General features: G+C 61.1%; 23 protein-coding genes and 1 pseudogene. 2 read left to right on the forward strand and 22 right to left on the reverse strand.

The window, feature by feature from the left end:
• Positions 1-23: 23 nt before the first annotated feature.
• Entirely contained in the window at positions 24-665 is a 642-nt protein-coding gene (locus QQL79_RS12715; protein WP_284391344.1) for an MBL fold metallo-hydrolase, read from the reverse strand.
• A 74-nt stretch (positions 666-739) separates the two neighbouring features.
• Positions 740-952, reverse strand: coding sequence for a hypothetical protein (locus QQL79_RS12720; protein WP_284391345.1), 213 nt, complete (start codon positions 950-952; stop codon positions 740-742).
• Between the two features lie 101 nt (positions 953-1,053).
• Here QQL79_RS12720 and pdxR point away from each other — a divergent pair, with 101 nt between their 5' ends.
• The gene (pdxR, locus tag QQL79_RS12725; protein WP_284391346.1) at positions 1,054-2,475 is read left to right on the forward strand and encodes a MocR-like pyridoxine biosynthesis transcription factor PdxR; all 1,422 of its coding nucleotides are present in this window, start codon (positions 1,054-1,056) and stop codon (positions 2,473-2,475) included.
• A gap of 52 nt (positions 2,476-2,527) precedes the next feature.
• Here the strand turns inward: pdxR and QQL79_RS12730 are convergent, their stop codons facing one another.
• From QQL79_RS12730 to QQL79_RS12805, 16 genes and pseudogenes are all read right to left on the reverse strand, one after another.
• A complete protein-coding gene (locus QQL79_RS12730) occupies positions 2,528-3,256 on the reverse strand; it encodes a ribonuclease activity regulator RraA (protein WP_284391349.1) in 729 nt (242 codons plus the stop codon).
• Positions 3,257-3,275: 19 nt separating this feature from the next.
• Positions 3,276-4,517 carry a glucarate dehydratase family protein gene (locus QQL79_RS12735; RefSeq protein WP_284391351.1) on the reverse strand — a complete coding sequence of 414 codons (1,242 nt, stop codon included), beginning with the start codon at positions 4,515-4,517 and terminating at the stop codon, positions 3,276-3,278.
• Between the two features lie 17 nt (positions 4,518-4,534).
• Positions 4,535-5,314: a sugar phosphate isomerase/epimerase family protein gene (locus QQL79_RS12740; RefSeq protein ID WP_284391353.1), complete on the reverse strand. Its 780-nt coding sequence runs from the start codon at positions 5,312-5,314 to the stop codon at positions 4,535-4,537.
• Complete coding sequence (locus QQL79_RS12745; protein ID WP_284391355.1) at positions 5,311-6,333, reverse strand: hydroxyacid dehydrogenase; 1,023 nt, start codon at positions 6,331-6,333, stop codon at positions 5,311-5,313. The genes QQL79_RS12740 and QQL79_RS12745 overlap by 4 nt, the downstream gene beginning before the upstream one ends.
• Positions 6,333-7,496 (reverse strand): SGNH/GDSL hydrolase family protein, encoded by a 1,164-nt coding sequence (locus QQL79_RS12750; RefSeq protein WP_284391358.1) that lies wholly within the window; start codon positions 7,494-7,496, stop codon positions 6,333-6,335. The genes QQL79_RS12745 and QQL79_RS12750 overlap by 1 nt, the downstream gene beginning before the upstream one ends.
• Positions 7,497-7,503: 7 nt before the next feature.
• The gene (locus QQL79_RS12755; RefSeq protein WP_284391360.1) at positions 7,504-8,253 is read right to left on the reverse strand and encodes an SDR family NAD(P)-dependent oxidoreductase; all 750 of its coding nucleotides are present in this window, start codon (positions 8,251-8,253) and stop codon (positions 7,504-7,506) included.
• A 13-nt stretch (positions 8,254-8,266) separates the two neighbouring features.
• Complete coding sequence (locus QQL79_RS12760; protein ID WP_284391362.1) at positions 8,267-10,597, reverse strand: heparinase II/III domain-containing protein; 2,331 nt, start codon at positions 10,595-10,597, stop codon at positions 8,267-8,269.
• A gap of 72 nt (positions 10,598-10,669) precedes the next feature.
• A complete protein-coding gene (locus QQL79_RS12765) occupies positions 10,670-12,184 on the reverse strand; it encodes an extracellular solute-binding protein (protein ID WP_284392880.1) in 1,515 nt (504 codons plus the stop codon).
• Between the two features lie 80 nt (positions 12,185-12,264).
• Positions 12,265-13,146, reverse strand: a complete 882-nt coding sequence (locus tag QQL79_RS12770) for a carbohydrate ABC transporter permease (protein WP_284391363.1) — start codon at positions 13,144-13,146, stop codon at positions 12,265-12,267.
• 11 nt (positions 13,147-13,157) lie between these two features.
• On the reverse strand, positions 13,158-14,087 hold the full coding sequence (locus QQL79_RS12775) for an ABC transporter permease (RefSeq protein WP_284391364.1): 930 nt from the start codon (positions 14,085-14,087) through the stop codon (positions 13,158-13,160).
• A 10-nt stretch (positions 14,088-14,097) separates the two neighbouring features.
• The gene (locus QQL79_RS12780; RefSeq protein ID WP_284391366.1) at positions 14,098-15,201 is read right to left on the reverse strand and encodes an ABC transporter ATP-binding protein; all 1,104 of its coding nucleotides are present in this window, start codon (positions 15,199-15,201) and stop codon (positions 14,098-14,100) included.
• A gap of 43 nt (positions 15,202-15,244) precedes the next feature.
• Entirely contained in the window at positions 15,245-15,958 is a 714-nt protein-coding gene (locus QQL79_RS12785; protein WP_284391368.1) for a GntR family transcriptional regulator, read from the reverse strand.
• 452 nt (positions 15,959-16,410) lie between these two features.
• A pseudogene (locus QQL79_RS12790) lies at positions 16,411-16,860 on the reverse strand (TIM barrel protein); the annotation flags it as partial.
• A gap of 23 nt (positions 16,861-16,883) precedes the next feature.
• On the reverse strand, positions 16,884-17,408 hold the full coding sequence (locus QQL79_RS12795; protein ID WP_284391370.1) for a methylated-DNA--[protein]-cysteine S-methyltransferase: 525 nt from the start codon (positions 17,406-17,408) through the stop codon (positions 16,884-16,886).
• Positions 17,401-17,910 carry a flavin reductase family protein gene (locus tag QQL79_RS12800; RefSeq protein WP_284391371.1) on the reverse strand — a complete coding sequence of 170 codons (510 nt, stop codon included), beginning with the start codon at positions 17,908-17,910 and terminating at the stop codon, positions 17,401-17,403. The genes QQL79_RS12795 and QQL79_RS12800 overlap by 8 nt, the downstream gene beginning before the upstream one ends.
• On the reverse strand, positions 17,904-18,953 hold the full coding sequence (locus QQL79_RS12805; protein WP_284391373.1) for an LLM class oxidoreductase: 1,050 nt from the start codon (positions 18,951-18,953) through the stop codon (positions 17,904-17,906). Before QQL79_RS12805 ends, QQL79_RS12800 begins: the two co-directional genes overlap by 7 nt.
• Before the next feature lie 295 nt (positions 18,954-19,248).
• Between QQL79_RS12805 and QQL79_RS12810 the strand changes: the two genes are divergently transcribed.
• A complete protein-coding gene (locus QQL79_RS12810) occupies positions 19,249-20,133 on the forward strand; it encodes a LysR substrate-binding domain-containing protein (RefSeq protein WP_284391375.1) in 885 nt (294 codons plus the stop codon).
• Positions 20,134-20,443: 310 nt separating this feature from the next.
• On the opposite strand, the gene QQL79_RS12815 is transcribed toward QQL79_RS12810, so the two are convergent.
• The 4 genes from QQL79_RS12815 to QQL79_RS12830 are packed head-to-tail and all read right to left on the reverse strand — an operon-like array spanning position 20,444 to position 24,367.
• The gene (locus QQL79_RS12815; RefSeq protein WP_284391378.1) at positions 20,444-21,442 is read right to left on the reverse strand and encodes a LacI family DNA-binding transcriptional regulator; all 999 of its coding nucleotides are present in this window, start codon (positions 21,440-21,442) and stop codon (positions 20,444-20,446) included.
• Positions 21,443-21,479: 37 nt separating this feature from the next.
• Positions 21,480-22,352: a 2-hydroxy-3-oxopropionate reductase gene (locus tag QQL79_RS12820; protein WP_284391380.1), complete on the reverse strand. Its 873-nt coding sequence runs from the start codon at positions 22,350-22,352 to the stop codon at positions 21,480-21,482.
• Between the two features lie 18 nt (positions 22,353-22,370).
• Positions 22,371-23,315 (reverse strand): D-2-hydroxyacid dehydrogenase, encoded by a 945-nt coding sequence (locus QQL79_RS12825; RefSeq protein WP_284391383.1) that lies wholly within the window; start codon positions 23,313-23,315, stop codon positions 22,371-22,373.
• Between the two features lie 2 nt (positions 23,316-23,317).
• Positions 23,318-24,367: a LacI family DNA-binding transcriptional regulator gene (locus QQL79_RS12830; RefSeq protein ID WP_284391385.1), complete on the reverse strand. Its 1,050-nt coding sequence runs from the start codon at positions 24,365-24,367 to the stop codon at positions 23,318-23,320.
• Positions 24,368-24,531 lie beyond the last annotated feature (164 nt).

The raw sequence follows: 24,531 nt of genomic DNA on the forward strand, positions 1-24,531 counted from the left end.
CCCGCTGGATTACCTGTCGTCCCTCAGGGTCGCCACGGCTCGTGCTCGTGGGCGAGCCAGACCAGTTCGGGGTCGAGCGCCCGCACCCTCAATTGGCCTTCGGTGTGGGGCTCGTCAAGTTCGCCGAACCAAACCGCCACGTCGCCGCCAACGACGATCGGGCGACCGGCAGTCTCGATGACGACTACCTGCATGCCGGCTGTGTGGCCCGGGGCGGGGACGAGCCGGATCCCCGGAAGCAGCTCGAATTCGCCATCGACCGGCACATACCGAACGCCGGGCGCATCAACCCACTCGCGAATGGGATACTCGTCCTCGTTGCTATGGGCGTCGTCGAGCTCCCGGCGCTGGACATAGATTGGCTTGTCAGGGAACAGGTGGTTGCCGCCGCAATGGTCGGCATGCAGGTGCGTGTTGATGATGATGTCGATGCCGGTAAGATCCAAGCCCTGCTTGTTCAGCGGATAAAGTTGGGGATCGAAAGCCGCTACCACCGCCGGGTGCAGTTCCGTCATGCCGGTGTCGACCAATATGCGCGCATCGGGATGGTCAATGACGTGCACGTAAACCGGCATTAGCTCGCCCTCGACATGCAGGTTGGCAACGAGAATTGGCGTAATGGTGATTGAGGCGGGAGCGTTCATCTTTTTCATCTCCGTCAGCATTTTATGCGTTTCTGGCGACCTCGCGACGACGCCATGGTCCGCCGGCCATCACCTTTTACAGTAGCCGTCGCCGGCTATTTGCGACGACCTTCGATTGCTTCGATCAGCTCATCTCGACTAATCCCCAGATCACGCAGGCGATGGTCTGGCGCAAACAACAAGCTGCAGAGCGCGGCCCTTTTAGCGCGCGCGGCTCGACGAGCGGATATCCACCGGGCGACAACGCGGAAGCCATCCGCAAAAGGGATTTGAACGATACGACCGGCAGCGAAATCAGTGATGGTCATTTGCTTCTCCTGAGATCAGATCGGATAGGAACGTCCTAGCGACAAGGACAAAGCTATGGCAGACTGGTCAGTAATTTAATGACCAGTTCCGGGTAAAATACTTGTCCAGTCGAAAAGCCGAACTGCTCCTGACCGTGGATCGCAGCGGTCCGGACTCCCTGCAGATGCAGGTCGAACGGCAACTGCGCGAAGCCATCCAACGGGGTATGTTGCGCGCCGGCAGCGAAATACCGTCCACCCGTGATCTTGCGCGCGATCTCGAAATTTCCCGGCCATTGGTGATGGAGGCCTATGCGCAACTCGCGGCCGAAGGCTATATCGCTCTGCGGCAAGGCGCGGCGCCGCGCGTAGCCGAATCCGCCGCGCAGGCCCCGGCTAGAGAGCTGCCGCCCGAGACCATTTCAACCGCCACCTTCCGCTACGACTTCCGGCCAGGTAAACCCGACCTCTCGTCCTTCCCCGCCACGCGCTGGCTCAAAGCGGTCGAGGCGGCCCTCAAGGCGATGGTGCCCGGTGACTTCGGCTACGGGCAGCGCTTCGGTGTACTGCCCCTGCGTCAGGTCTTGGCGGACTATCTCGGACGGGTGCGCGGCGTCAGCGCCGATCCCCGCCAGATACTCATCACCGGCGGCTTCGAACAGGCCCGCAGTTTTCTGGCCCGGGCGTTGAGGCGGCGTGGAGTAACGCACCTGGCAGTCGAGGAGCCCGGTTACACCGACCGTGCTGTTTGGCTTGCGGCCGGATTGAAACTTGTCCCCATTCCCGTGGACGAAAACGGCATGGATATTGCTGCGCTCGCAAGGAGCAAGGCGCAGACCGTGCTACTGACGCCTGCGCATCAGTATCCTACTGGCGGGGTGATGAGTGGTGCTCGCCGCCTGGCACTCGCGGGCTGGTTGCGGGATAAAGACGCCGTCGCGATCGAGGACGACTACGATGCCGAGTTCCGGTACGACCGCTCTCCGGTCGGCGCGCTGCAAGGCCTTGCACCCGATCACGTCATCTATGCCGGCACCGCGAGCAAGACACTGGCCCCGGCGCTGCGTCTGGGCTGGATGGTAGCGCCACCCGATCTGCTGCTCATGCTTGAAGACGAAGTGCGGCAGATCGACTATGGCCGCGGGCGCATCGACCAGTTTGCGCTCGCCCATTTCATCCGAACTGGCGACTATGATCGCCACCTGCGCAAAATGCGGGCGCTCTACCGGGATCGGCGCGAGGCGCTCCTTGCCCTCCTCAGCACGGAACTGCCCGAGGTCGAAATCGGCGGCATCTCGGCCGGCCTGCACGTCACCGCCCGCTTTCCTCGCCTCCTCGACGAAGCCGCCATTATGGAAAGCGCCAACAAGCGTGACATCGGTGTGAGCTTTATGCGCGAGCACTATATCGGTGCCGTGCCCGACCAGAGCACCTTGCTCCTCAGCTATGCGAACATGCCCGAGTCCGCCCTTCGCACCGGCCTGCGCGCTCTTGCCATGATTATAGACGATCGCCCCGCTACCCCGCCCTTGGGGCCGCGTTAGGCACACTGACGTCTGGAATGTGGTCGATCGCCTCCGATCAGCAATGCGCCCGTTACACTATGCCTGAGGCCTTGTTCGCGCGCCAAATCTCGAAGCTCTTCTGATGATCCTCGTCAGTCATCGGATAGAGTCCCAAGATTGAGGCACCGCCCTGGACCCGCTCCAGAACAAATTCTTCGTATGAGGTCATGGCCACCGCCTCGTCGGCGATTTCGTCAGCAATCGCGCGCGGAATGACCACGACGCCCTCACCATCGCCCACCAAAATATCACCCGGCCATACGGCCACATCGCCACACCCGATGGGCACGTCGATGTCGAGCGCCTGATGCAGCGTCAAATTCGTGGGCGCCGACGGACGGTGATGGTAGGCTGGAAAATCCAGAGTGCCGATCTCTGGGCTGTCCCGAAAGCCACCGTCGGTCACCACGCCCTCAACACCACGCTGCATCAGTCGCGTAACGAGAATCGACCCGGCCGAAGCGGCACGAGCATCCTTGCGACTATCCATCACCATGACCGAGCCGGCCGGACATTGCTCAATGGCCTGTCGTTGTGGGTGCGCGCGATCGCGAAACACTTCGAGCGCATTGAGGTCTTCGCGCGCGGGAATGTAACGCAGGGTGAAGGCGGGCCCAACCATGGTGCGTCCAACGCTGCCTACCGGGCGCACATCCTGGATGAACTGGTTGCGCAGGCCGCGCTTAAACAGGGCGGTGCAAAGGGTCGCTGCGCTAACGCCGCGCAGTTTTTCGCGGGTCGCTTCGGAGAAATCGGTCATTGGGTTTCCTTGCTTGCAGCTACCAGCGTGGTACACGGCGCTCATAGTGGGGGTCGAATTTTTTCATGTAAGCGGTATCGTCGCGCTCGGCGCCCGCCTCGTAAAGCCCGGCCAGCTTTGCAACTTTTGCCTGATCAAGGACGACACCCAGCCCCGGTCCTTTGGGCACAGCCAGCGCGCCATCGCGGAACGCAAACACATCGCCTTCAAGCACATCGATACCGGTCCAAGGGTAATGTGTATCGCAGTCGTAGCTGAGATTTGGCGTCGCCGCTGCTACATGAGCCATAGCGGTCAATGTAATCCCCAAATGGGAATTGGAATGCATCGAAACGCCCAGCTCCAAAGCCTGGCAGAGCCTGCCCAAATGGGTCGCTGCCCGCATGCCACCCCAATAATGGTGATCCGACAGCACGATCTTGACCGCCCGCTTGCGATAGGCCTCGGCGATCTGGTCGAATTCGAGCACGATCATATTGGTCGCCAGCGGGATCGACGTGGCGGCGGCGACCTCGGCCATGGCATCCATGCCGATGACCGGGTCCTCGAGATATTCGAGCACGCCTTCGAGCCGGCTCGCGATATATTTGGCCGTTTCCACGGTCCAGCCACCATTGGGATCAATGCGCAAGGGATGGTCTGGGAATGCCTCGCGTAGCTTTAGCATGGTCTCGATTTCGAGATCGGGATGCAGCACTCCCCCCTTGAGCTTGAGCGATTTGAAGCCATGCAGGGCAACGAAACGCCGCGCCTCTTCCACCATCTGGTCGGGGGTCAGCACCTCGCCCCACTCATCGGCGGGCTGTCCGATATGGCCAGCAAACTTGAAAAAGAGGTAGGCACTGAATGATACCCGATCCCGCACGGCACCGCCGAGCAGGTCCGATACCGGCCGTCCGAGCAGCTTGCCCTGGATATCCATGCAGGGCACTTCAAAGGCCGAGGTAACCACATCGGTTACCTTGTGATCCGCCACGGCCGATTTGGCATTAATGCCTCCGCCCTCGGGAATGGCGGCCAGCACGCGGGCATGCAGGTCATGCAGGTGAAACGGATCGAGCCCCACTAGCGCCGGCGCGGCCTGGCGCAGACCGGCCAAGGCTTTGATACTGCCATAGCTCTCGCCAAGCCCGACCGTGCCGTCATTGCAGATCAGTTCGATAATGGTGCGCAAGGCATAGGGCTGATGTACCCCCTTGCAGTTGAGCAAGGGCTTGTCGGGGATGGCGACGGGCGTGAGACGGACTTCAGCGATGTGCATGGGTTTTGCGTTCCTAATCACCACCACGGCCCGGCGGCCCGCAGGGCCTCGTCGAGCGGGGGCAGTTCATTGTGCCAATGGCGTTCCCATTCGAGGCTGATCGGAATCGGCCCTGCCGCCCGCAGCAGCGGCAACAATTGCGACATGGGGAACTCCCCCTGCCCCGGCAGCACATAATGGCGGCCATCGCCGCGCAGCGCGCTGTCCTTGACGTGGACATGCGCGACATGGGGGGCAATCTCCCGCCAGGTCACGACGGGATCAGCTCCGCCCTTGGCCCAGGTGTGATGGGCATCCCAGAGAATGGAGGCAGACGGCAGGCGCTTCACGAACTCGGCTAATTGGCCAGGATGCGCCAGTGCATCATGCGTCTCGATCATCACATCGGTCACAAGCCCGCGCCGCTGCCGCTCGGCCTGCCATTTGGCAAGCCGCTCGCGGGCGGCCCCATAGTCGGCGTCCGACAGGGTTTCGCCGCCGTCGAAGACCCGCAGATAGGGAACCCGCGCCGCCTCCGCCCAGGGCAGGAAGGCCTCCAGCTCATCGAGCCCCGTTTCGTCAAACAAACGCGCCGACGTTCCCAGGGCTGCGATATGCACGGGAGCTTCCCCGAGCCAATCGGCCAGGCCTTCCGGAGAACCAAATTCATTCTCCAGCGCCTGCGGCACTTCGAGCGAACCGGAGATAACGCGCACTTCGATGGCGCCGATGCCATGGTTCCGCGCCAGTTCAGCCGCCTGGCGGACGGAGAGATCGGGGCATCCCAGGGTCGAGAAACAATGCAGCAAGGCGCTCATGCGATGCGATCCAGTTCGGCTTCGGTGACGGGGAACAGTGGCGCCTCGCCTGCGACGAAACGCTCAATCTCGGTGATCGCCAGGTCGGCCAACCGGCGCAATTCATTGCCCTGGGCGCCGGCAATGTGAGGGGTCAGCACCACATTGGGCAGGTCATAGAATGGACTTTCGGGCGGCAACGGTTCAGGATCGGGCGTATCGATCAGCACGCGCAGGCGTCCGGTCTGGACCTCGGCGAGCAGCGCATCGTGATCGATCAGCCAGCCGCGCGCGGTATTGATCAGCACGGCATTGTCGGCCATCAGCGCCAATTCCCGCGCCCCGATCATATGCCGCGTCTCGGGCAAGACCGGCGCGTGCAGCGACACGGTATCGGACCAGGCCAGCAGATCGTGTAGCTCCATCTTGGCCGCGCCCATAGCCGCGGCTTCGGCGGCGCTGAGAAATGGGTCATAGACGGCGACGGCGAAATTGGCGCACACCAGCATATCGATAGTCAGCCGCCCGATACGGGATGCTCCTACAATGCCGATGCGGCGACGGAAATTGCCAAGATGGGAGAGGTCCATGCTAATGCGGGTACCGAAGCCGCCCATGCCCCGCTGCTGGCGGTGAACATCACGGATGCGGAACACATCCTTGCCGCACATGACGATGGCGGCAAAGGTGAACTCGGCTACAGGGACGGCCATAGCCGACACCGCCGAGGTGATGAGGATACCCCGGCGCCAAAAGGGCGGTGGAGCAACGATGCGCACCGAGGCGGCGGCATAGGCAACCAGCTTGAGATTGGGCGCGCGGTCGAGCCTCTCCCGATTCAGGGGTGGCACGCCCCAGGCCGCCAGCAGGATGTCGGCATCGCGCAGGGCGGCCGCGCCTGCTGCGCCATCGAAATCGGTAAAGGCTTCGCGCGACACGATATCGGTAACCGCGGCAAGGCGCGCCCACTCCTCCGACCCAAAGAAACCGGCTGGCAATTCGTGACGCATGGCCACCAGGAGCTTGGGTTTTGCGGCCATCAGGAACGCACCGGATTGAGAACTGGGCGAATATCGCCGCCAATATCAAGCCGCAGGGGCGCTGCGCCTGCGGCAAGCACAATTTCAAGGGCAAGCGCGGGTCCACTACCTCCAGGCCGCAGGCGGATCGGCGGCGTGCGCAACAGGCCGTTCCACGCCTGAGCCGGATAGGGCCACATCTGGCCATCGTCGGAGGTGAACGGCGCCAGGGCGATCGACTGCAATCCCCCCTCCTCTCGGTCGGTCAGCACCAGGGACAGGCCGAGAATGCCTTCATGGGCCGGTACGGCGATTGTGCAGCTCGCCGTGACCCAGGTACCCGCGCCGGGATAGGCAACGTCGTCCGCCAGAACATGTGTGGACGTTCCCACCGCCTCGACTATACGTCCCCCTGCCCTCGTGAGGTTGCCAAGGGGATTGTTGATGGCGTCGAACCGGTCATCGGGGGAAACGAGCCGGGACACGGCATTGGGCACGAGGGCTTCGAGATAGGCCGCCAGCGCCTTGCCCACTGCGAAGCCACCAGTGACGGAGAAATGCGTGCCGTCATTGGAGAACCCAACATGGGGAGCGCCATCGGGGTCGGCAGTATTCACCCAGGGCGAATTCCAGTCGAAGACATGGCAATTGGCATGGCGGGCAGCGAAATCGAGGCTCATCTGGTTGATCCAGTGCGCCTTGGCACGCTCGGCCCCGCCTGAAGGCCATTTCTGCGTGCCGCGCGCCAGAATGGGCAAGAGAATAACCGTCTTGCCTGCCTCAAGCAGTGCCGTCGCAATACAGGTGCGGATTTCGGCGATAGTTTCCTTGGTCTCGACCATCATGTCATTGGTGCCGGCATCGACGACGATCAGGTCGAAATCCTCTCTGAGCAATCGGGCCACGCGCCGTTCGATCTCAATGGCCTTCTGGCCGGAGACGCCGAAATTGAGCCCGGAGAGAAACCGGCTGACGCCGGGCCTGTTGCTGGGTTCCCAGCCGGGCACTACCGCCGGATCGTGATGGATCGGGCAGGCCAAGCGGCCATGCGAGAGCACTTCGGCCCAGCTCATCCAGCCGCGCGCCGAGGTGGCGATATGCGTATCGCTGCCATTGTGGTTCTGCTGCACGAGCGAAGTGCCCAGAATGGCAATTCGTCCGGCGCGGGGGATGGAGATGGCCATGACTGCCTCAGGAAAACAGCACGCCGCCATTGATGTCGTAACAGGCGCCCGTGATATAGGCCGCGTCGTCAGAGGCGAGGAACGCGACCAGCCCTGCCACATCCTCCGAAGTGCCCTCGCGCTTGAGCAGAGCGGCACCCGCCACCTTTTCCCGCACTTCGGGCTTGGTGAAGGTGTCATGGAAGGCCGTGGCGATCATGCCGGGGCAGACAGCATTGACACGAATGCGGGGGCCGGCCTCCTTGGCAAGGCCACGGGTGAAGGTCATCACCGCGCCCTTGGAGGTGGCGTAAGCAATGGCGCCCGGTCCGCCGCCGTCGCGGCCTGCCTGCGAGGAGAAGGTGACGATGGCGCCCCCTTCGGTCATTTTGGGCAGCACCGCCTGGGCGATGAGAAAGAGCGAGGTGATGTTGAGGTCCATCACCTGGTTCCAGAAGCTCTCGTCCATCTCGGCCATGGTCTTGCGCGCCACAAGGCCGCCGGCAACATGGACGAGGCCATGGATGGCGCCGAAGCGGTCACTGGCTGCGGCCACCGCAGCGTCGACCGCCGCTTTCTGCGTCAGGTCCGCCTTGATGGCGAGCGCCTTGCCGCCCAGCTTTTCGATCTCGGCCACGGCCGAGCGAGCGCCTTCCTCGGCGCCATTATAGGTCAGTACCACATTGGCGCCTTCCTGGGCAAAGCGCAGGGCGCAGGCGCGGCCGATATCGCGTCCGGCGCCGGCCACCAGGACGGTCTTGTTGGAAAAGCGCTGCATGGAAAACTCCGCTCTAGAATTTCTTGGGAAGGGAAAGCTTGAAACGCTGGTCATCGACATCGGTGAAATAGATGTCGGTGGAAAAGCCCTGGTCGTCGATAAAGCTGAAGATGCGCTTGGGCGCGTCCAGACTATAGGGCACCAGCAGAGTGACCAGCGTGTGGTGACGGGAGGCCGGAATGCTAGCCCGGATGTGGTGGTGCTGCTCGAGCCCTTCGGTATCGGCGGGGTCGATTTCGGGGAAGCCATGCACCGCCGTGATGGTGGGCGCACCGCCCAACGAGAACACGAATTGCCCATAAAAGCCGGCCCGCTGGCCGTGATAGCGGAAGCTGGTGCGGCCGGCATCGGGCGCGTTGGTGGTGTGGCACAGCCAATCCAGCGTCACCGGTTCGGCGGCATCGACCCGATCAACAATGACGAAATAGCTGCCATTGACGAAATGTATCTCGCGCTCAGCCTTTTCGACCAGCGGATTGGCCACCTGATAGGCCGCCGTCGCATCGCCCAGCATGGTCACATGCCCCGGCTGTTCCTCGACCGAGACCACGCGTCCGGCCGCACGACGGGCCAGCGCCTTGTCCTTTTCGGCATATTGCCCCTTGCCGTTAATCAGGATGGCATTCTTGGAGCGGGTCTGGCGGCGCCAGTCGCGATGCATGCTGGAATTGAACGCCACATAGTGGCCGGACTGGATGGCCAGGTCCTCGCCATAGGCATAGAGCAGGAAGGCATTCTGGTCGCCGTGACTATGGCTCAGCGAGCCATAGGCGCTGGATTTGAAGACGAATTGCATTTGGCGGGCGGGATCGTCCATATGCTGCTGGATGGCGACCCAGCCGATATCCTTGAACCATTTGACCGCCGGCAGATCGGCGGGCGCCTGTGCCTCGACCGCGGGGAAAGCCTGCCGGTACATGAGATCGTCGAAATTGAGGTCCCACCAACCGTAATTGTAGAAGGCCATTTCGGTGCCGGCGGCATCGGATTTGAGGCGTTCGAAATACCATTGATAATGGCCATTGCCAGTGACCCCGGCGAACTGGCGCACATTGTAGCCCACCTTGAGGCCGGGCAGATCACCCAGCGTCGAGTCATCGCCAAAGGAGGCACGGCGGGTGCCGGGCGCCTTGGTGTAAAGCGGGAAGGCGCCAGTGTTCTGGAAGAACGGACGGGCGTAGAGATCGAAATCGAGATAGGAGCGGATCAGGTTGGCCGCCTCGATGAAATAGGCGATCCCGGTCATCCAGTAATGCGGGCCTTCCGCCCAGCCACCATCGGTGCCCGCCCAGGGCGAATAGAGCGTGGCCAGGAAATCGACAGTATAGTCGAGCCAGCCGGTCGCCTCCGCACTCTCCCCGTCCAGCGCAATACAGGCCGGTGTCAAAACCGCCGAAAGCGAACGCACGGCGTGGCTGTCATAAGGAAAGACCTGGATGCGCGCATGGGAGATCACGTGGTTGGCCACTTCGCCGGTGCGCGCCAGCAGCACCGCACGCACCTTTGCCCGCTCGTCCTCGGTCAGGTGATCGTGGAGCCAGTCGTAGCCCCAGGCCAGGGCCACCACGACGCGAAACGCGGCCTCGTCATTATAGGATCGCGCCGTCGCCCCAGCCGGGTCCCAGTCCGCCACAGCCAGCAGCCAGTCGCGCGAGCGGTCCAGCAGGTCGGTGCGGCCCAGCACCTTGCCGGCGACGGCAAGATGGCGGATGGCGTAGATGATTTCCTGGCAGTCGATATACATCTGCCGCCACAGCGTCGCGACGCGGATATTGTTGGGATAGGGCTTTGGTTCGGCAATGATCGGCCGATCGATCCAGGGCGCGACTGACTTTTCGTAGAACTGGTCCCAGCCCGCATGTGTGGCATCGGCTTTGACGGCAACCGAGAAGATCTCCAATTGGTCGGGGTTCATCCACAATCGAGGGTGGCGCATATCGCTCGCGGCGCGGCGGTCGGCCAGCGAAGGCACCGGCGTTTCCGGCAGGCCCTCGGCCAGATCGAAACTGCGGGTGCGGCTCCAGTCCGACCCCGCTGCGCCGGCCGTTTCGTCCCAGATGGCGTAGCTCCAGAAATAGCGACCCGGCGCCATAGGCGCCTCTGGAGTGAAGAAGTTCCAGGCCAGATCGGCATGGAGGCTGGTGCGGCCATCGGGAAAATCCGCATCGTCCGACACGCGCAGCACATAGCGCGCGCCATCGTCGATATCGGGCAGCCAGGAAAAGCGCGGCGGGTTCTCCGTCGGCGGCCGATCGGCATCGGGCATATAGGTGATGGTCAACGAACCCGGCCGGGGTTCATCGAGAACGGATTTGCGCAGATTGGCCGGGGCAGAAGGACGCATCGCCTGCCGAACTCCTAGAACTGGAAAGGGAGGGTGGCGGCAGGGAGACCGCCACCCGGGAGGACGGAGCCGCTATTGCGCGGCGCCGTATTGGCGGTCATAGGCGGCCTGCATGACCTCAATGACCTGATCGTAACCCATATCGGTCAGGCGCTGCCTGTAGGCGTCCCAGCCGGTATTGATGTCCTGGGCGCCCAGCACCCAGGTCTGCTGCATTTCGGTCATGTAGGTGAGCAAGCTGGGCCAGTAGCGATCATAGATCGCCTTTTCCTCGGCATTGAGCGCGACGCCCAGGAATTCATCCTTGAGGCAGTTGCACTCCTCGTACATGGCGATGCCGTCGAGTGCGATCTCGTTGGTCCATTGCCGCTCATATTCATAGTCCATCCAATAGCCGCGCGGGACTTGCGCACCCACGGCCCAAAGCTGGGCATTGACCGGCTCGCCATTGGTCAGCAGTTCTTCTTTGAACTGCGGCTTGCCGTCGACTATGTCGTAGGTCAGCCCTTCGACGCCGAAGTTGGACATGATCCGGCCCTGTTCGGAAAACCAGAAGTCGAAATATTTGATGGTTTCGACCGGATGTTCATTGGTGACCGAAATGGCCCAGCCGGCGGGCTGCACCTGCTGGCGGCGCGCATCCTCGAAGCGGTCGCCCGATACGGTCTTGGGCGGCAGCATGGGAACGAAGTTGAAGCCCTCAATGGTGGGGCGCAGAGCGTCATTATAGGTGGCAGTGCTGGCGAACCAGTCATGCATCATGCCGCCCAGATTGTTGCCGAGCAGGAATTCGCGCGAGCGGGAGCCCCGAGTGAAGATTTCCTTGTCGATCAGCCCTTCCTTGTACCACTGGGCGATGTTGGAAATGCCGGTCTTGTAGTTTTCCTCGGCCCAAGGGTGACGTACCTTGCCATCATAGGTGGCAAAATCGCCGTAGCGTTCGGAGCCCGAGACACGGGCATCCCACAGGTTGATCAGGCGGACCGCATCCACCACGTCGCGGGCAAAGTATGGAACTTCGTCCTTCTGGCCATTGCCATTGGGGTCCTGGTCGCGGAAGGCCTTGAGGACTTCATAGACTTCCTCGGGCGTTTCCGGCTGTTCGAGACCGAGCTTGTCGAGCCAATCCTGGCGGATGAACCAGCCGCGCGAGAATTTCCCGTCGGGCACATAGGGAATGTAATAGAGATTGCCGTCAGGCCCCGAGATCGATGCCTTGATTTCGGGATGGCTATCGAAGAACGCCTTGAGGTTTGGCGCGTGCTCTTCGATCAGGTCGTTGAGCGGCACGAAAGCGCCTTCGAGTCCGTAGCGGATGAAATCATCCTTGAGCCCGCCCGAGGCGTCGCCGCCCACAATGTCAGGCAGATTGCCGGAAGCGATCAGCAGGTTGAACGCATCGCGGCTACTGGTCGTCGCCAGCGAGGCCACATTGCGCACGTGGATATTGGTGAGTTCGGCCGCCTTCTGCTCCACCGGCCAGTCTTGCGTGTAGACGTATTTGTCGCGGAAGTGGAAGTGGATGGTGAGCTCGAGCGGCTCCTCGGTGATCTTGGGCGCCTCCTGGGCCCATGCCATATTTGGCATGGTCAGGGCCGTCGCGATCGCAATGCTCGACACGCCTTTCAGAAATGCTTTCACAGGTTTCCTCCCTTGTGGTGCAGCGATTATTCTTTGACCCCGCCCAGCAGGATGCCTTTGGTGAAATAGCGCTGGGCGTATGGGTAGATGATGAGAACGGGGATGATCGAGGCGACCATGATGGCGGCCGTCACCGTCTCAAATGAGTACTGTGCGTTGAGCAGGCTCGAGGCGAATTCGTCGTTGGAATTGAGGTCGACGATGACGCGCTTGAGATAGACTTGCAGCGGGATTTTCTCTTCGCCGCGCAGCAGCACCATGGCCCAGAAATAGCCGTTCCAGCGCGAGACGATGCAGAACAGCGCCACGGTCACGATGGCCGGCTTGGAGAGGGGAATGAACACCTTCCACAGCAGCTGGATTTCGCTGGCGCCATCCATCTTGGCCGCTTCCTCGAACGACTTGGGCACCGCTTCGAAGAAGTTGCGCAGCAGGATGACGTTGAAGGCGTTGCAGGCAAAGCCGATGATGATGCCAAAGCGGCTGTCGAGCAGCCCCAGATCCCGCATATTGAGGAAGAAGGGGATCATGCCGGCGTTGAACCAGAGCGTGAAAGCAATGGCGATATTGAAGAAGGTGCGGCCGCGCAGGCGCTTGCGGGAGAGCGCGTAAGCGCCCGGGATCATGATGGCGAGGCTCATCAAGGTCCCGCCGAAGGTGTAGATGAAGGTATTGCCATAGGCGACCCAGAACATCTTGTCCGACAGCACCCGCTCATAGGCGGCCAGCGTCAACTGCACCGGGAAGAGCGTCACCTTGCCCGAGGTCACCGCGGCGCCCGAGGATACCGACACCGCCAGGATGTAGATGAAGGGATAAAGCGTTGAGAGCACGAACAGGGTCAGCAGGACCGCATTGGCCCAGCCAAAGATCTTGTCGCCGCGCGAATAGAGATTGAAGGCTGTCATTTAGCTTCTCCTCACCACAGCGAAGTCGATGAGACCTTCCGGCTGATCCGGTTGGCCGAGTAGACGAGGACGAAGGCGATGACGGCGTTGAAGAGGCCCGCAGCCGTTGCAAGGTCGTATTGGGTGCCCTGCAGGCCGGTGCGGTAGATGAAGGTGGAGACCACGTCGGCCGTTTCGTAGGTCGAGGGCTGGTAGAGCAGGATGATGTATTCAAAGCCCACCTCGACCAGATTGCCGATGCGGATGATCAGCATGATGATGATGGTGGGCAGGATGCAGGGCAGCGTGATGCGCCACATCATCTGCCAGCGCGAGGCGCCGTCGACCCGGGCGCTTTCGTAAAGCGTCGGGCTCACGCCGGCGATGGCCGCCAGATAGACGATGGATTCAAAGCCCGCTTCCTTCCAGATGCTCGAGCCGATGAAGACGGGCCGAAACCATTCGGGCTGGGTCAGGAAATAGATGGGTTCGAGCCCCATCCATTTTAGGAAGATGTTGATGACGCCGGTCGAAGGCGACAGGAAATTGATGACGATACCGGCAACGATCACCACCGAGATGAAGTGGGGCAGATAGACCACGGTCTGCGCCCAGCGCCGCGCCACCGCGCTTTGCACTTCATTGAACATCAGCGCCAGGATGATCGGCACCGGAAAGGCAAAGATCAGGCCGAGCGAAGAGATGATGATGGTGTTGAAGAAGGAGCGAATGAACAGGCCATTGTTGAACAGCTCCTGGAAATGGGCGAAGCCGACCCAGGGGCTGGCATCAATGCCGCGGAAGATAGAGAAATCCTTGAAGGCGATCTGCAGCCCATGCATGGGTTTGTACAAAAACAGCGCGAACCAGATGACCATGGGCGCTAGCAGCAGATAAAGCTGCCAGTCGCGCCTCAGGTCTTCGCCCAGCGTGCGCAGATATTGGCGGAAGCCTTTGTCCATCGCCCTGCCCTCACGCCACGGTCTTGAGGGTACGGCCGGTTTCTGCGTCAAACACATGCATGCGGGACGTATCGATCCCCAGCCGCCGGACATCGGACAGGTCATGCACGGCCGATAGCGTCTCGGCCTTGGCGATGAAGGGATGGTCATCGACCCGGCCATGCAGCAGCGCTTCGGCACCCAGCGGCTCAACCAGATCGATGGCGCAATCGATGGCTTCGGCCGCCCCCGCGACATCGACCAGCATGGCCTCTGGTCGGATGCCGAGCTTGACGGACTGACCATCGCGGGCATGGCGGGCAAAGGCCTCGGGAATGGCAAGGCTCTGGCCGGCACCACCGGCGATCACGCCACGCGTCTTGCCATCGGCCACCGATATGGTGGCATCGATCAGGTTCATCGGTGGGGAGCCGATAAAGCCGGCAACGAAGGTATTGGCCGGTTCGAGAAACACTTCCATGGGCGAGCCGACCTGCTCGATATGGCCGTTATTCATGATGACTATGCGATCGGCCAGCGTCATGGCTTCGACCTGATCATGCGTCACATAGATGCTGGTGGCTTCCATGCGCCGGTGCAGCCGCTTGATCTCGGCGCGCATATGGGTGCGCAGCTTGGCATCAAGGTTGGATAGCGGCTCGTCGAACAGGAAGACCTTGGGCTTGCGCACAATGGCGCGGCCCATAGCAACGCGCTGGCGTTGGCCGCCGGAAAGATCGGCCGGCTTGCGCTTGAGATAGTCGGTCAGCCCCAAAATCTGGGCTGCTTCGGTTACCGCTCGATTGACCACTTCTTTCTTTTCGCGCCGCACGCGCAGGCCGAAGGCAATGTTTTCGGCCACGTCGAGATGGGGATAGAGCGCATAGTTCTGAAATACCATGGCCACGTCGCGATCCTTGGGCGCGACCTTGTTGACCTCGCGTCCGCCGATGGAAACCGTGCCGCCGGATATATCCTCAAGGCCCGCCACCATGCGCAAGGTGGTCGACTTGCCGCAGCCGGATGGGCCGACCAGCACCACGAATTCCTTAGGCTGGATGGAGAGGTTGATGCCATGCACCACCTCCAGCGCGCCGTAGCGCTTGACGACGTCACTGATCTCGACTGCGGACATGAAAAGGCTCCTCCTCAGGGCCTTGGAGACAAAGGGACAGCCGCTATTCGGCGACTGTCCTCGACGCTCGCGGAGCGCGTTTCTTGGGGACGCGGGTATTGATCTGTTCGATATAGGCCCAGATTTTCGGGTTCTTGGAGAGCTCGGCGATCTTGGATTCGAGCGAACCCAGATGCTTGGCGACGGCCTCCCTTGCCGCCTCCACATCCCCTGACTCGATCGCCGCAACGATGGCCTCGTGCTCACCGATCACCTGTTCGGTGCGGCGCACGGCAAAGACGCGCTTGAGATGGCGCATGCGGTCCATTTCGCCCTTGGCCTGGTTGACCACGCCCCAGGCGCCGGGCAGCCGCGCAGCGGCGAAAATGGTGCGGTGGAATTCCTCGTCGAGCAGGAAGAAGTCGGTGAAGGCCTCGTCCTCGGCGGCGATACGCTGTTCGGCAAGACAGGTTTTGAGTCGGGCAATATCTTCAAAGCTATGACGCTTGGTGGCCTCGACAACCGCACCCTCTTCGAGCTTGAAGCGGATGAAGCAAGCTTCCATGTACCGCTGCACATCAATGGTCGCCACATAGGTTCCGCCCTGCGGCACTACGGTCACGAACCCTTCTTCCGAGAGCCGGATGATGGCTTCACGCACGGGCGTCTTGCTGACCTGGAGCAGCGCCGCGATCTCTTTTTCCGACAAGGCTCTGCCTGGCAGAAGCCGCACTTCGACGATGAGCTTGCGGAGCAAGCCATAGATGCGATTGGCCATGTTTCCAGCCGAAGGAAGCTCGTCCGAACGCACCAGTTCTGGCAGAGGCAGCGATGGAAATTCACTCGTAGGAGACATATCAATTAGCCAACTGAGATATTAGTTAGTGAATTGATACGTCTGTCCTGATGGGAATGTCAACGTCCACGGCAAACTAATTCGCCAACGTGGAGCGCAGCCCGTAGCCGGGATGGTTTGCAAAAATCTTATTCTGGGATCGCCCGGGCAATAGTTGATAGGCGGTAACCAACGCAATCAAGCATGGCACGGCCAGAACGATCCGCATTCAGGGACAATCCGATGCCAATGGTGCCGCATCACCATCGGTAATGACGCCGCCGGTGACGAAGAAATCGGGTCCGGCCACGGACTCAACAACATGCGCCGCCGCGCCGAGGCGCTTGGCGGCCGGGTCCAGTTCTAGCGAGGCGCCAGCCAAGCCGCCTTGACGCTTAACCTGGTCCGGCAAACTCTAGGCCGGTCAGATATTGTCGGCTGGCGCTGAGATCGGTCAGTACGCTTGCTCCGTTGCGCGGATCTCGCTCCTGCTCGATGGTGATGTAGCCGGCATAACCGATTTCGATCAGCAGATCGCGGATCGCGGGATAGTCGATATTGCCGCGCCCTATGGGGCACATGACCCCCTGCCCGCATGCATCGAAGAAGCGGATGCGCTGCTGCATGGTCCGGTCATAGACAGCAGGATCGATATCCTTGAAATGGATATAATCCAGCCGGCCGGCATAACGCCGCAGGGTCTCGACGGGGTCCATTCCCGAATAGGCCGTATGGCCGGTATCGAGGCAAAGTCCGGCGACATCGGCGGGAATATCCTCCACCAGCTTTGCAATCTCGTCGGCGAACTCGATATAGCCGCCGGCATGCGGGTGGATAGTGGCTTGTGAGGCTGGCATGCGACCATTGCCTATTTAGGGCCGTCTGAGAATGTCCGGCCTTGCACAAAACTGCCCTCGATACGCAGCAGCGCTTCCTTGCGCGCAATGCCGCCGCCATAGCCGGTCAGGTCACCGTTTGCGCCGATGACGCGGTGGCACGGAACAATTATCGAAAGTGGATTGATCGCATTGGCCCGCCCTATAGCGCGGGCGGAGGTCGGTCGGTCTAGTCGCTTCGCAAGCGTGCCATAGGTGACTGTTGTTCCGAACGGCACCTGGACAAGTGCCGCCCAGGCCCTATGGAGGAAGGCGCTTCCCGGAGGCGCAAGGGGTAGAGAGAAAACACGCCGTTCGCCGGCGAAGTACTCCCCGATCTGTATGGCTATCTCGGCAACCGCATCGTCATCGCGTGCTGTACGAGCGTTCATCTCTTCTCGATCGATCCTGTAATCATCTTCGAAATCGAGCCTGACCATGCCTCCGGCAGCATTAACGATGGCGATCATTAGGCCAAGCGGCGTGTGGATATGGCCCGCGCGCAAATGCTCATTCATGTCGACATACCTCCGTCACCAGCGACGTGAAGTGGCGCTGCCAGTAGATCAATGGCAACCCGATTTCGGTTTCGGTGTGGCCAACAATGGCGGTGATCAGCACGTGATCGCCCAGCGGCAATTGATCGCGCACACTGCCTGTGGCCCAGGCCATTGCACTATCGAGACGAGGCAGCGCGCGCTCTTCACACCAGCGAGTCGTGGCGAAACGATCGATACCGGGCGTCGCGAACCGGAGAGCCACGTCCTCCTGTTCGACGCCAAGCACGTTGATTCCGATTTGGGCTCCGACTTTCAGCCGCCCGACAAGCCCAGCATCTTGTTTCAAGGCAAACATCAGCAATGGAGGGTTTAGCGAAAGAGCGCCGAGCGTGCCTATAGTAGCGCCATATCTTTGGGTCCCGCTGCCAACGGTAACGACCGCTACCGCCGTCGGGACAAGGGCGAACAGCGACTTGATCGTTTTATTGGCCGGGGTTGCCACTTCGTCTGATGTCACCATACCACCTCAAGTGGCCTGGGGCCCTCCAGCGACGGAAAATGCGGCAACACCTCCTCGGCAAGTTCCTGGATGATCTCGGCCGCAGGTCTGGCTGAAAACTGAATTCCAAGTGCCGCATGATTTACACCGGCATCACGCCACTCGCTAAGAAGATCGATCAGTCCCTTTCGGCCGGTCTGAAGGACAAAGCCCCCGCGAAGCGGCGTTCTGGGAAAGCTTGAATCATCGACGAGATCAAGCCATTCATTGGTCATGTGCGGACGAAACCCGTTGTCGGGTATCTGGTTGCGCCAGGCGCGGATGATCTGGGCAAGCCGCTTTGGTCCTTCGGGCGTGTGAGCCTGTTGCGGATAGGTCAGCCAGCCGTCGGCATGCTTTGCGATCCAATCTGAAGACTGTCGGCTGGAACCCGTCACGATAAGCGGGATGGGCCCCGCTGCGGGTTTGGGCAGGAAGTGGGCACCCGAAATGGTGCCGAGGCGAGAATTGATGACGGAATGCCCTGGTGCGGTGAGCTGCCGAAAATATGCCACCGTCTCGGCAAACCGCTCTCCTCGTTCGTCCATGTCCAGACCATAGGCCGGGAATTCGACGGGCCGATCGCCGGAAGCAATGCCGAGGACGAGGCGTCCACCAGACAGATGGTCGATCGTTGTAGCTGCCTTGGCGAGGTCGATCGGATGCCGCAGCGAGAATATCGCGCTTCCCGTGGCCAGCGCTACTTTCTCCGTACGGGCAGCGAGGTAGGACAGGTAGCTGAACGGGTCAAAGATTTGCCCAGCGTCGCCAAAATTGGGATCAAACAGAGGCACATCACGGACCCAAACTGCCGCAAACCCTCGCCGATCGATGTCGGAAACCAGATCGGCCTGTCCTTGCAGGACCGTCATGTCGCCCTCATAGAAGCGCAGCGGCAAGAATATGCCTATGGTCAGTCGGCCTTGCCCAAACATCCGTCCATATCCCGGATGGCTCGAAAAGGCATCGGACGACCGCCCCGAAAGTGGCGTCGTGTCCTGGAGGCAGGAAGTCGCACCAGTCATGAAAATTTCCTTATGTGGCCCGTTCCGCGGAATGCGATCCCGAAGCCGTTAGGCCAGGCGCCCATACAAGGATCGGCGTCGGCGGCGGCCGCAACATGCAGCCCTGACCGCGGCGAGTGAAACGATAAAAACTCCGCCAGTCGTTAGTTCAGCTAAATTCTTATCGACGCATCTAACCTTGTTTGATCGCGACGAGCGCACCATAATAGCAAGAACAGATTGAAAATCTGACCAATTACGCCTAGTTTTGGGCGTATGTGATATTCAGAAATTCTACGTTCTTGATTGAGGGCCCATGGGTCGCGTTCTTCCGCTTCTGGCATTACGGGCATTCGCGGAGATCGGGCGCCATGGCAGCATCAAGCGTGCGGCGGCGACTATGGGTGTCACCTCAGGTGCAGTGAGCCAGCAGTTGCGCTTACTGGAACAGCGTGCAGGCACATCGTTGTTTTTGCGAAACCGCTATGGCGTTGAACTGACGAATGCGGGAGCCAAGGTACATGCAGGTATCTTGCGAGCTTTCGATCAAATTGAAGCCGGCCTGGACATTCTGGAAGCCAATAATGCGACACAGGCGATCACTGTCTGCACCGAGCCGTCGTTCGCAGCCTCCTGGCTGGTGCCGCGGCTAGGTCGTTTCACCAGCTCGCACGCTCATATTGAGGTCCGCGTAGAGGCGTCGTCCACGCTTGCAGATCTGCGTCGAGAGCGCGTCGATGTAGCCGTCCGACACGGGCTTGGAGACTATCCCGGGCTGGAAGCGGTTCAGCTGATGGCGCCGGAGCTCATTCCGGTAGCCAGCCCCGCTTTGTTGGCAAATGGCCCGGAAATCAGGGAGCCCGCCGATTGCCTGGCGTTTCCGTTATTGCAGGACGCCAATCGCTCCGACTGGCGGCTGTGGTTGCAAGCGCAGGGGGTGGACGGCGATGATAGGGTTGAACGCGGACCGTCGTTTGATAGCGACTTCCTTCTCGTTCGAGCGGCGGAGACGGGGCAAGGCATCGCGCTTATCCGAGATATTTATGCACGAGAAGAGGTCGCTGCGGGGCGCCTCGCTATAGCGATTGAACGACCGTGGCCTGCCGAGTTTGCGTATTACGTAGTGACTCTTCCAGGGGGCGCTGATCGTCCGGCGGTCGGCCAATTCGTCGCCTGGTTACTCGCGGAGGCACAAGTCTGAGTTCAAAATCTGCAGCGAGATGCGTAGGACTAAGGTGTCAGCAAGCGATCCTCGCTCGGGAGAAAACTCCATTACAGCCGTTTCTAGCCATGCGTTGCCGGAGGACGGCTCTGGACTGGCCGTCTCCGGGGATCAAGAACAGGGTAGCTATCGCTCGGCCAGCGGGTCACACCGTACGACTGCTGATACCCCATCCCGGTCATTGTGCAATCTGCATGCACTGACCAAAGCGGATGCGAGTGGTCGCTGACAAAACCGTCCTTCAGAGAACCAGGCCATGGGCTCTTGGCACTCGAATTTTGCATGAGCGCTAGGCGCGTTTGGGCGCTGTTGTCCCGTTTACGACGAGCTGAGGAACGAGGCCGACCCGTTGCGGCGGTAGGTTATTGACAGCACCGTCCGTGCCGATGCGTGATAAAAGCAGCGACATCGCCATTCTGCCGATTTGGCGATAGGGGACCTCGACCGTGGTCAGCATGGGCGAGGTGTGGCTGGCAATGGCGTAGCCGCCATAGCCGACAACAGAGGCCTCCTCGGGCACGCGAATGCCCAGGCGCATCAGTTCGGTCAATACCGTCACCGCGACATAGTCATTGCCACAGAAGTAGCCGGTGGGCCGGAAGCCCTCTTGATGCAGTCGGCTTAGGGCGCCTGAAAAGTCGGTCGGCGCGTTGTCCTGGGGTAAGACCAATTCGTGAATTTTGGTGCCACTGACTTCGGCCAGCTGGCTCCGAAAGCTCTCGAAGCGCAGGACGCGGCCAGGGTAGCCGGCCTGCCCGTGCACATAGACGAAGTGGCGGTGACCCAGATCGAGCAGGTGGCGCGCAACGGCGGCAGCGCCCTCCTCATCGACGCCGCCGACATGATCCATGACATCCAGCGGAGGCAGGGGCCCGCCGATGCGGACACAGGGGAGCCCGGATTCCCGGATAGCGTCCAGCATACTGTCCTCGTGGGGGCCGATGAGCAGGAAGCCGTCGGCGGACGAGGCCAGTTGCTCCACCGCCGCAGGGTCGTTGGTCAGGCGCACGGTGGTCGAAACGTTATCGGTCGGGGCGCGGGCTTGCGCGCCTGCTTGCACCTCGATCCAGAGCTCGCGATGCATGATCTCGGGGGCGTGATAGATGATTTCGATCTTGGTCTGGGTGGATGCCTTGTTGCGCGCGATATAGCCAAGCCTTGCCGCCATCTCGACGACTGCAGCGCGTGTCGCGTCGCTGACGCCCGAATGACCGCTTAAAGCACGTGAAACCGCGAACTTGGACAATCCCAACTGGTCTGCGATCGACTGTATCGTGACACGCGCCATTGATACCCCAAGGTTGACCTCAAGGCAGATGTATACGCTAGTCCTGCGCGCCGGAAAGGTGGGCAAGGGCCTCGATTAAGGCGGAGTGGTCTTTATCCCCAAGCCCTATGCCGATCGCGGCGCTCATCAATTGCTGAGTGAGGGCGGTGGCCGGCAATGCCAGATCCATCGACTTGGCAGCGTCGGCCGCCAGCGACAGGTCCTTGCGATGGAGGCGAATCCGGAAGCCTGGATCGAAGGTCTCCTCAATCATGCGCTGGCCATGCACTTCCAGAATGCGCGAAGAGGCAAAGCCGCCCATCAACGCTGCGCGAACCTTGGCCACGTCAGCGCCTGCCTTGCGGGCAAAGAGCAGGGCTTCTGCCACTGCGTTGATGGTGAGGCCCACAATAATCTGATTGGCAACCTTGGCCGTCTGTCCGTCGCCATTGCCGCCGACATGGGTAATGGCTTTGCCCATCTTTTCAAGGACCGGCAACGCACGGGCAAAATCGGCCTCGCTGCCACCAACCATGATGGTGAGCGCAGCATTCCTGGCGCCCAATTCTCCGCCTGAAACCGGCGCATCGAGATAGCTTACGCCCTTGTTGCGCAGCCTTTCGGCAAAGCGCTTGGTGGCGACGGGGGAAATCGAGCTCATGTCGATCACGAGCTTGCCAGCGGAGAGGCCCTCCGCCACCCCGTTGCTGCCGAACAGCACCTGCTCGACATCGGGCGTGTCGGGCAACATGAGGATGACGATATCGGACTTCTCGGCGACCTCCCGCGCGCTATCGGCGGCAATGCCGCCCTGATCGACAAGAAACTGGCTGGCCGGCTTGACCCGATGCAGGTGCACCTGATGGCCCGTGCCGATCAGGTGCTGCGCCATAGGACGTCCCATGACGCCCAGCCCAATAAATCCGATCATGGATACTCTCCTGGTGGTTCAGTAACCCGCGTGCTTGTCGACGAGATTGATGAGGGGCGCGCCCGAGGCATAGCGCCGAAGGTTATCGAGAAATATCTGGAAGCCGCGTTCCTTCGTGGCTTCGGTCGTGGCCCCGTTATGCGGGGTGATGATAGTATTGGGCAGCGTCCAGAACGGAGAATGTGGCGGCAGTGGCTCGATGCCATGCGCATCGAGCCCGGCTCCGGCAATCCAGCCCTCCCCAAGCGCGGTGATCAGGGCCGCGTCGTCAATGATGCCGCCACGAGAAAAGCAGATGATATGGGCGCTGGGTTTCATGACGCGGAGCGCCGCCGCATCGATCAGCCCCTGCGTTTCGGGGGTGAGGGGAGCCGTGATGACAACGAAATCGCATTGCGAGAGGAAGCTATGCAATTGGCCGGGCGCGAAGAAGACGTCGAAATTGCTCGCCGGCAGGCTGCGGCGACGAAGACCTAGCACACGCATATGGAAGGCCTTGGCCTTGAGTGCCAGGTCGGTGCCGGAATGGCCGGCACCGATGATCCCCAGCGTCAAACCGTTGAGCTCGCCATGAGTATGGCGGACCCACCGGCGTTCGCGTTGCGCTTCGACCCATTTCAGGGCCTGACGATTGAGCATCAGCATGAGCATCATGGCGTGCTCGGCCAGCGGAATGGCGCCATTGCCCGCCGATGAGGTGAGCAGGGCCGGGTGGCTGATGAAGGCGGGATAAAGCTGGCTGTCGGGACCAGCAGCCCAGGAATGCAGCCATTTGAGCTGCTTTGCACTCTCCAGCATATCGCCAGGTATCGAGCCGCCTACAATGTCGGCCCCGGCTAGCAGCGCGCTGAATTCGGACGTGTTGGATGCACGCGAGACAGTCGCGCCCGGCAGTGCCGCGGCAATTTCGGGCAGGCGCGCGGCATCGACATCATTCGTCACGACGATGGAAAGGTTCGTCATGATCACTCCCCTGCAATTGTGGTGAGGTTCCGCAGCCTTGCCCGCCAGGAGCGCGTCGCCGCCGGGCCAGACGACTGGCGCTCGACGAGACGCGGAACTAGACTGACCCGCTGCGGCGGCAATCCATCGAGATCCGGGCTCTTTGAGGCGCGCCCAAGCAACAAGCGCACTGCCGCAACCCCCATCTGGCGGTGTGGCATATGGACAGTGGTCAGTTGCGGGGAGATCTGGGTGGCAATGCTGTAATCGGCGTGGCCAATCACTGAGACGTCCTCTGGCACCCTAAGCCCGAGCCGCATCAATTCGGAAACCACGGTCACCGCCACGCCGTCACTGCCGCAGAAAAAGGCCGTGGGTTCGAAACCAGCGCGCACCATGCTGAGCAGGCAGTCGCGCAGGTCATCGGCAGCCTGGTCGTCGGCAAACGAGATTTCGCGCAATTCCATGCCTTCGATGGCGCTGATCGCTTCGGAAAAACCGCGCAGCCGCGCGAAACGGCCGGGATACCCCATGCGGCCATGGGCATAGACCACGCGGCGATGGCCGAGATCGGCGAGGTAGCGCGCCACATAGACGCCGGCTTCCACGTCGGTGGCGCTGATCTGGTCAATGCCCAAAAGAGGCGGGACCACGTGATTGACCACCACCGCGGGCACGGGGCTCTTGTCGATGGCTTCGAACATTTCGGGGCGCTGCGGACCAATCAGCACGAAGCCAGCAGCATTCTGCTCGAGACGCTTGAGAATGGTTGGGTCGTCTGTCCAACGCACGGCCATGGTGTGGCCGTTGAGCACGACCTCGCTATCGACACCGTGCTGGACATCAATCCAGAGCTCGCGGCTGGCGACGGTGCGATCCTTAAAGATCACTTCGATCGTTTTGCCCGTCTCCGGGCTGCGACGCTTCTGGTCATAGCCCAGTTCTGCTGCCGCGTTGTGGACCAGTAACCTCGTCGATTCGCTGACGCCGGTCTTTCCGGTGAGTGCACGAGAAACGGCAAATTTAGAAATGCCGAGATGATCGGCGATGGTCTGAATGGTGACGCGAGACATGATCCGTGCTGGCGCACGCTCCTCTCTGCCGCGTGTTTGTTCTTGTTTTTGTTTTGTTATGTGTTTTTTGCAATACCTGTCAATGTAAATTCCAGATCGATACTAAACTTTCATGGATTTTATTGCGACCGGGATGCTTGGTTTGCACGGCATCGAGTATGAAA

Source organism: Devosia yakushimensis (assembly GCF_030159855.1).
Classification (GTDB): domain Bacteria; phylum Pseudomonadota; class Alphaproteobacteria; order Rhizobiales; family Devosiaceae; genus Devosia; species Devosia yakushimensis.

What these genes read in the sequence shown, in the direction of transcription:
- QQL79_RS12715 (WP_284391344.1), bottom strand. Translation starts at nt 665, where the DNA reads ATGCTGACGGAGATGAAAAAGATGAACGCTCCCGCCTCAATCACCATT.
- QQL79_RS12720 (WP_284391345.1), bottom strand. Translation starts at nt 952, where the DNA reads ATGACCATCACTGATTTCGCTGCCGGTCGTATCGTTCAAATCCCTTTT.
- QQL79_RS12730 (WP_284391349.1), bottom strand. Translation starts at nt 3,256, where the DNA reads ATGACCGATTTCTCCGAAGCGACCCGCGAAAAACTGCGCGGCGTTAGC.
- QQL79_RS12735 (WP_284391351.1), bottom strand. Translation starts at nt 4,517, where the DNA reads ATGCACATCGCTGAAGTCCGTCTCACGCCCGTCGCCATCCCCGACAAG.
- QQL79_RS12740 (WP_284391353.1), bottom strand. Translation starts at nt 5,314, where the DNA reads ATGAGCGCCTTGCTGCATTGTTTCTCGACCCTGGGATGCCCCGATCTC.
- QQL79_RS12745 (WP_284391355.1), bottom strand. Translation starts at nt 6,333, where the DNA reads ATGGCCGCAAAACCCAAGCTCCTGGTGGCCATGCGTCACGAATTGCCA.
- QQL79_RS12750 (WP_284391358.1), bottom strand. Translation starts at nt 7,496, where the DNA reads ATGGCCATCTCCATCCCCCGCGCCGGACGAATTGCCATTCTGGGCACT.
- QQL79_RS12755 (WP_284391360.1), bottom strand. Translation starts at nt 8,253, where the DNA reads ATGCAGCGCTTTTCCAACAAGACCGTCCTGGTGGCCGGCGCCGGACGC.
- QQL79_RS12760 (WP_284391362.1), bottom strand. Translation starts at nt 10,597, where the DNA reads ATGCGTCCTTCTGCCCCGGCCAATCTGCGCAAATCCGTTCTCGATGAA.
- QQL79_RS12765 (WP_284392880.1), bottom strand. Translation starts at nt 12,184, where the DNA reads ATGCCAAATATGGCATGGGCCCAGGAGGCGCCCAAGATCACCGAGGAG.
- QQL79_RS12770 (WP_284391363.1), bottom strand. Translation starts at nt 13,146, where the DNA reads ATGACAGCCTTCAATCTCTATTCGCGCGGCGACAAGATCTTTGGCTGG.
- QQL79_RS12775 (WP_284391364.1), bottom strand. Translation starts at nt 14,087, where the DNA reads ATGGACAAAGGCTTCCGCCAATATCTGCGCACGCTGGGCGAAGACCTG.
- QQL79_RS12780 (WP_284391366.1), bottom strand. Translation starts at nt 15,201, where the DNA reads ATGTCCGCAGTCGAGATCAGTGACGTCGTCAAGCGCTACGGCGCGCTG.
- QQL79_RS12785 (WP_284391368.1), bottom strand. Translation starts at nt 15,958, where the DNA reads ATGGCCAATCGCATCTATGGCTTGCTCCGCAAGCTCATCGTCGAAGTG.
- QQL79_RS12795 (WP_284391370.1), bottom strand. Translation starts at nt 17,408, where the DNA reads ATGAATGAGCATTTGCGCGCGGGCCATATCCACACGCCGCTTGGCCTA.
- QQL79_RS12800 (WP_284391371.1), bottom strand. Translation starts at nt 17,910, where the DNA reads ATGGTGACATCAGACGAAGTGGCAACCCCGGCCAATAAAACGATCAAG.
- QQL79_RS12805 (WP_284391373.1), bottom strand. Translation starts at nt 18,953, where the DNA reads ATGACTGGTGCGACTTCCTGCCTCCAGGACACGACGCCACTTTCGGGG.
- QQL79_RS12810 (WP_284391375.1), top strand. Translation starts at nt 19,249, where the DNA reads ATGGGTCGCGTTCTTCCGCTTCTGGCATTACGGGCATTCGCGGAGATC.
- QQL79_RS12815 (WP_284391378.1), bottom strand. Translation starts at nt 21,442, where the DNA reads ATGGCGCGTGTCACGATACAGTCGATCGCAGACCAGTTGGGATTGTCC.
- QQL79_RS12820 (WP_284391380.1), bottom strand. Translation starts at nt 22,352, where the DNA reads ATGATCGGATTTATTGGGCTGGGCGTCATGGGACGTCCTATGGCGCAG.
- QQL79_RS12825 (WP_284391383.1), bottom strand. Translation starts at nt 23,315, where the DNA reads ATGACGAACCTTTCCATCGTCGTGACGAATGATGTCGATGCCGCGCGC.
- QQL79_RS12830 (WP_284391385.1), bottom strand. Translation starts at nt 24,367, where the DNA reads ATGTCTCGCGTCACCATTCAGACCATCGCCGATCATCTCGGCATTTCT.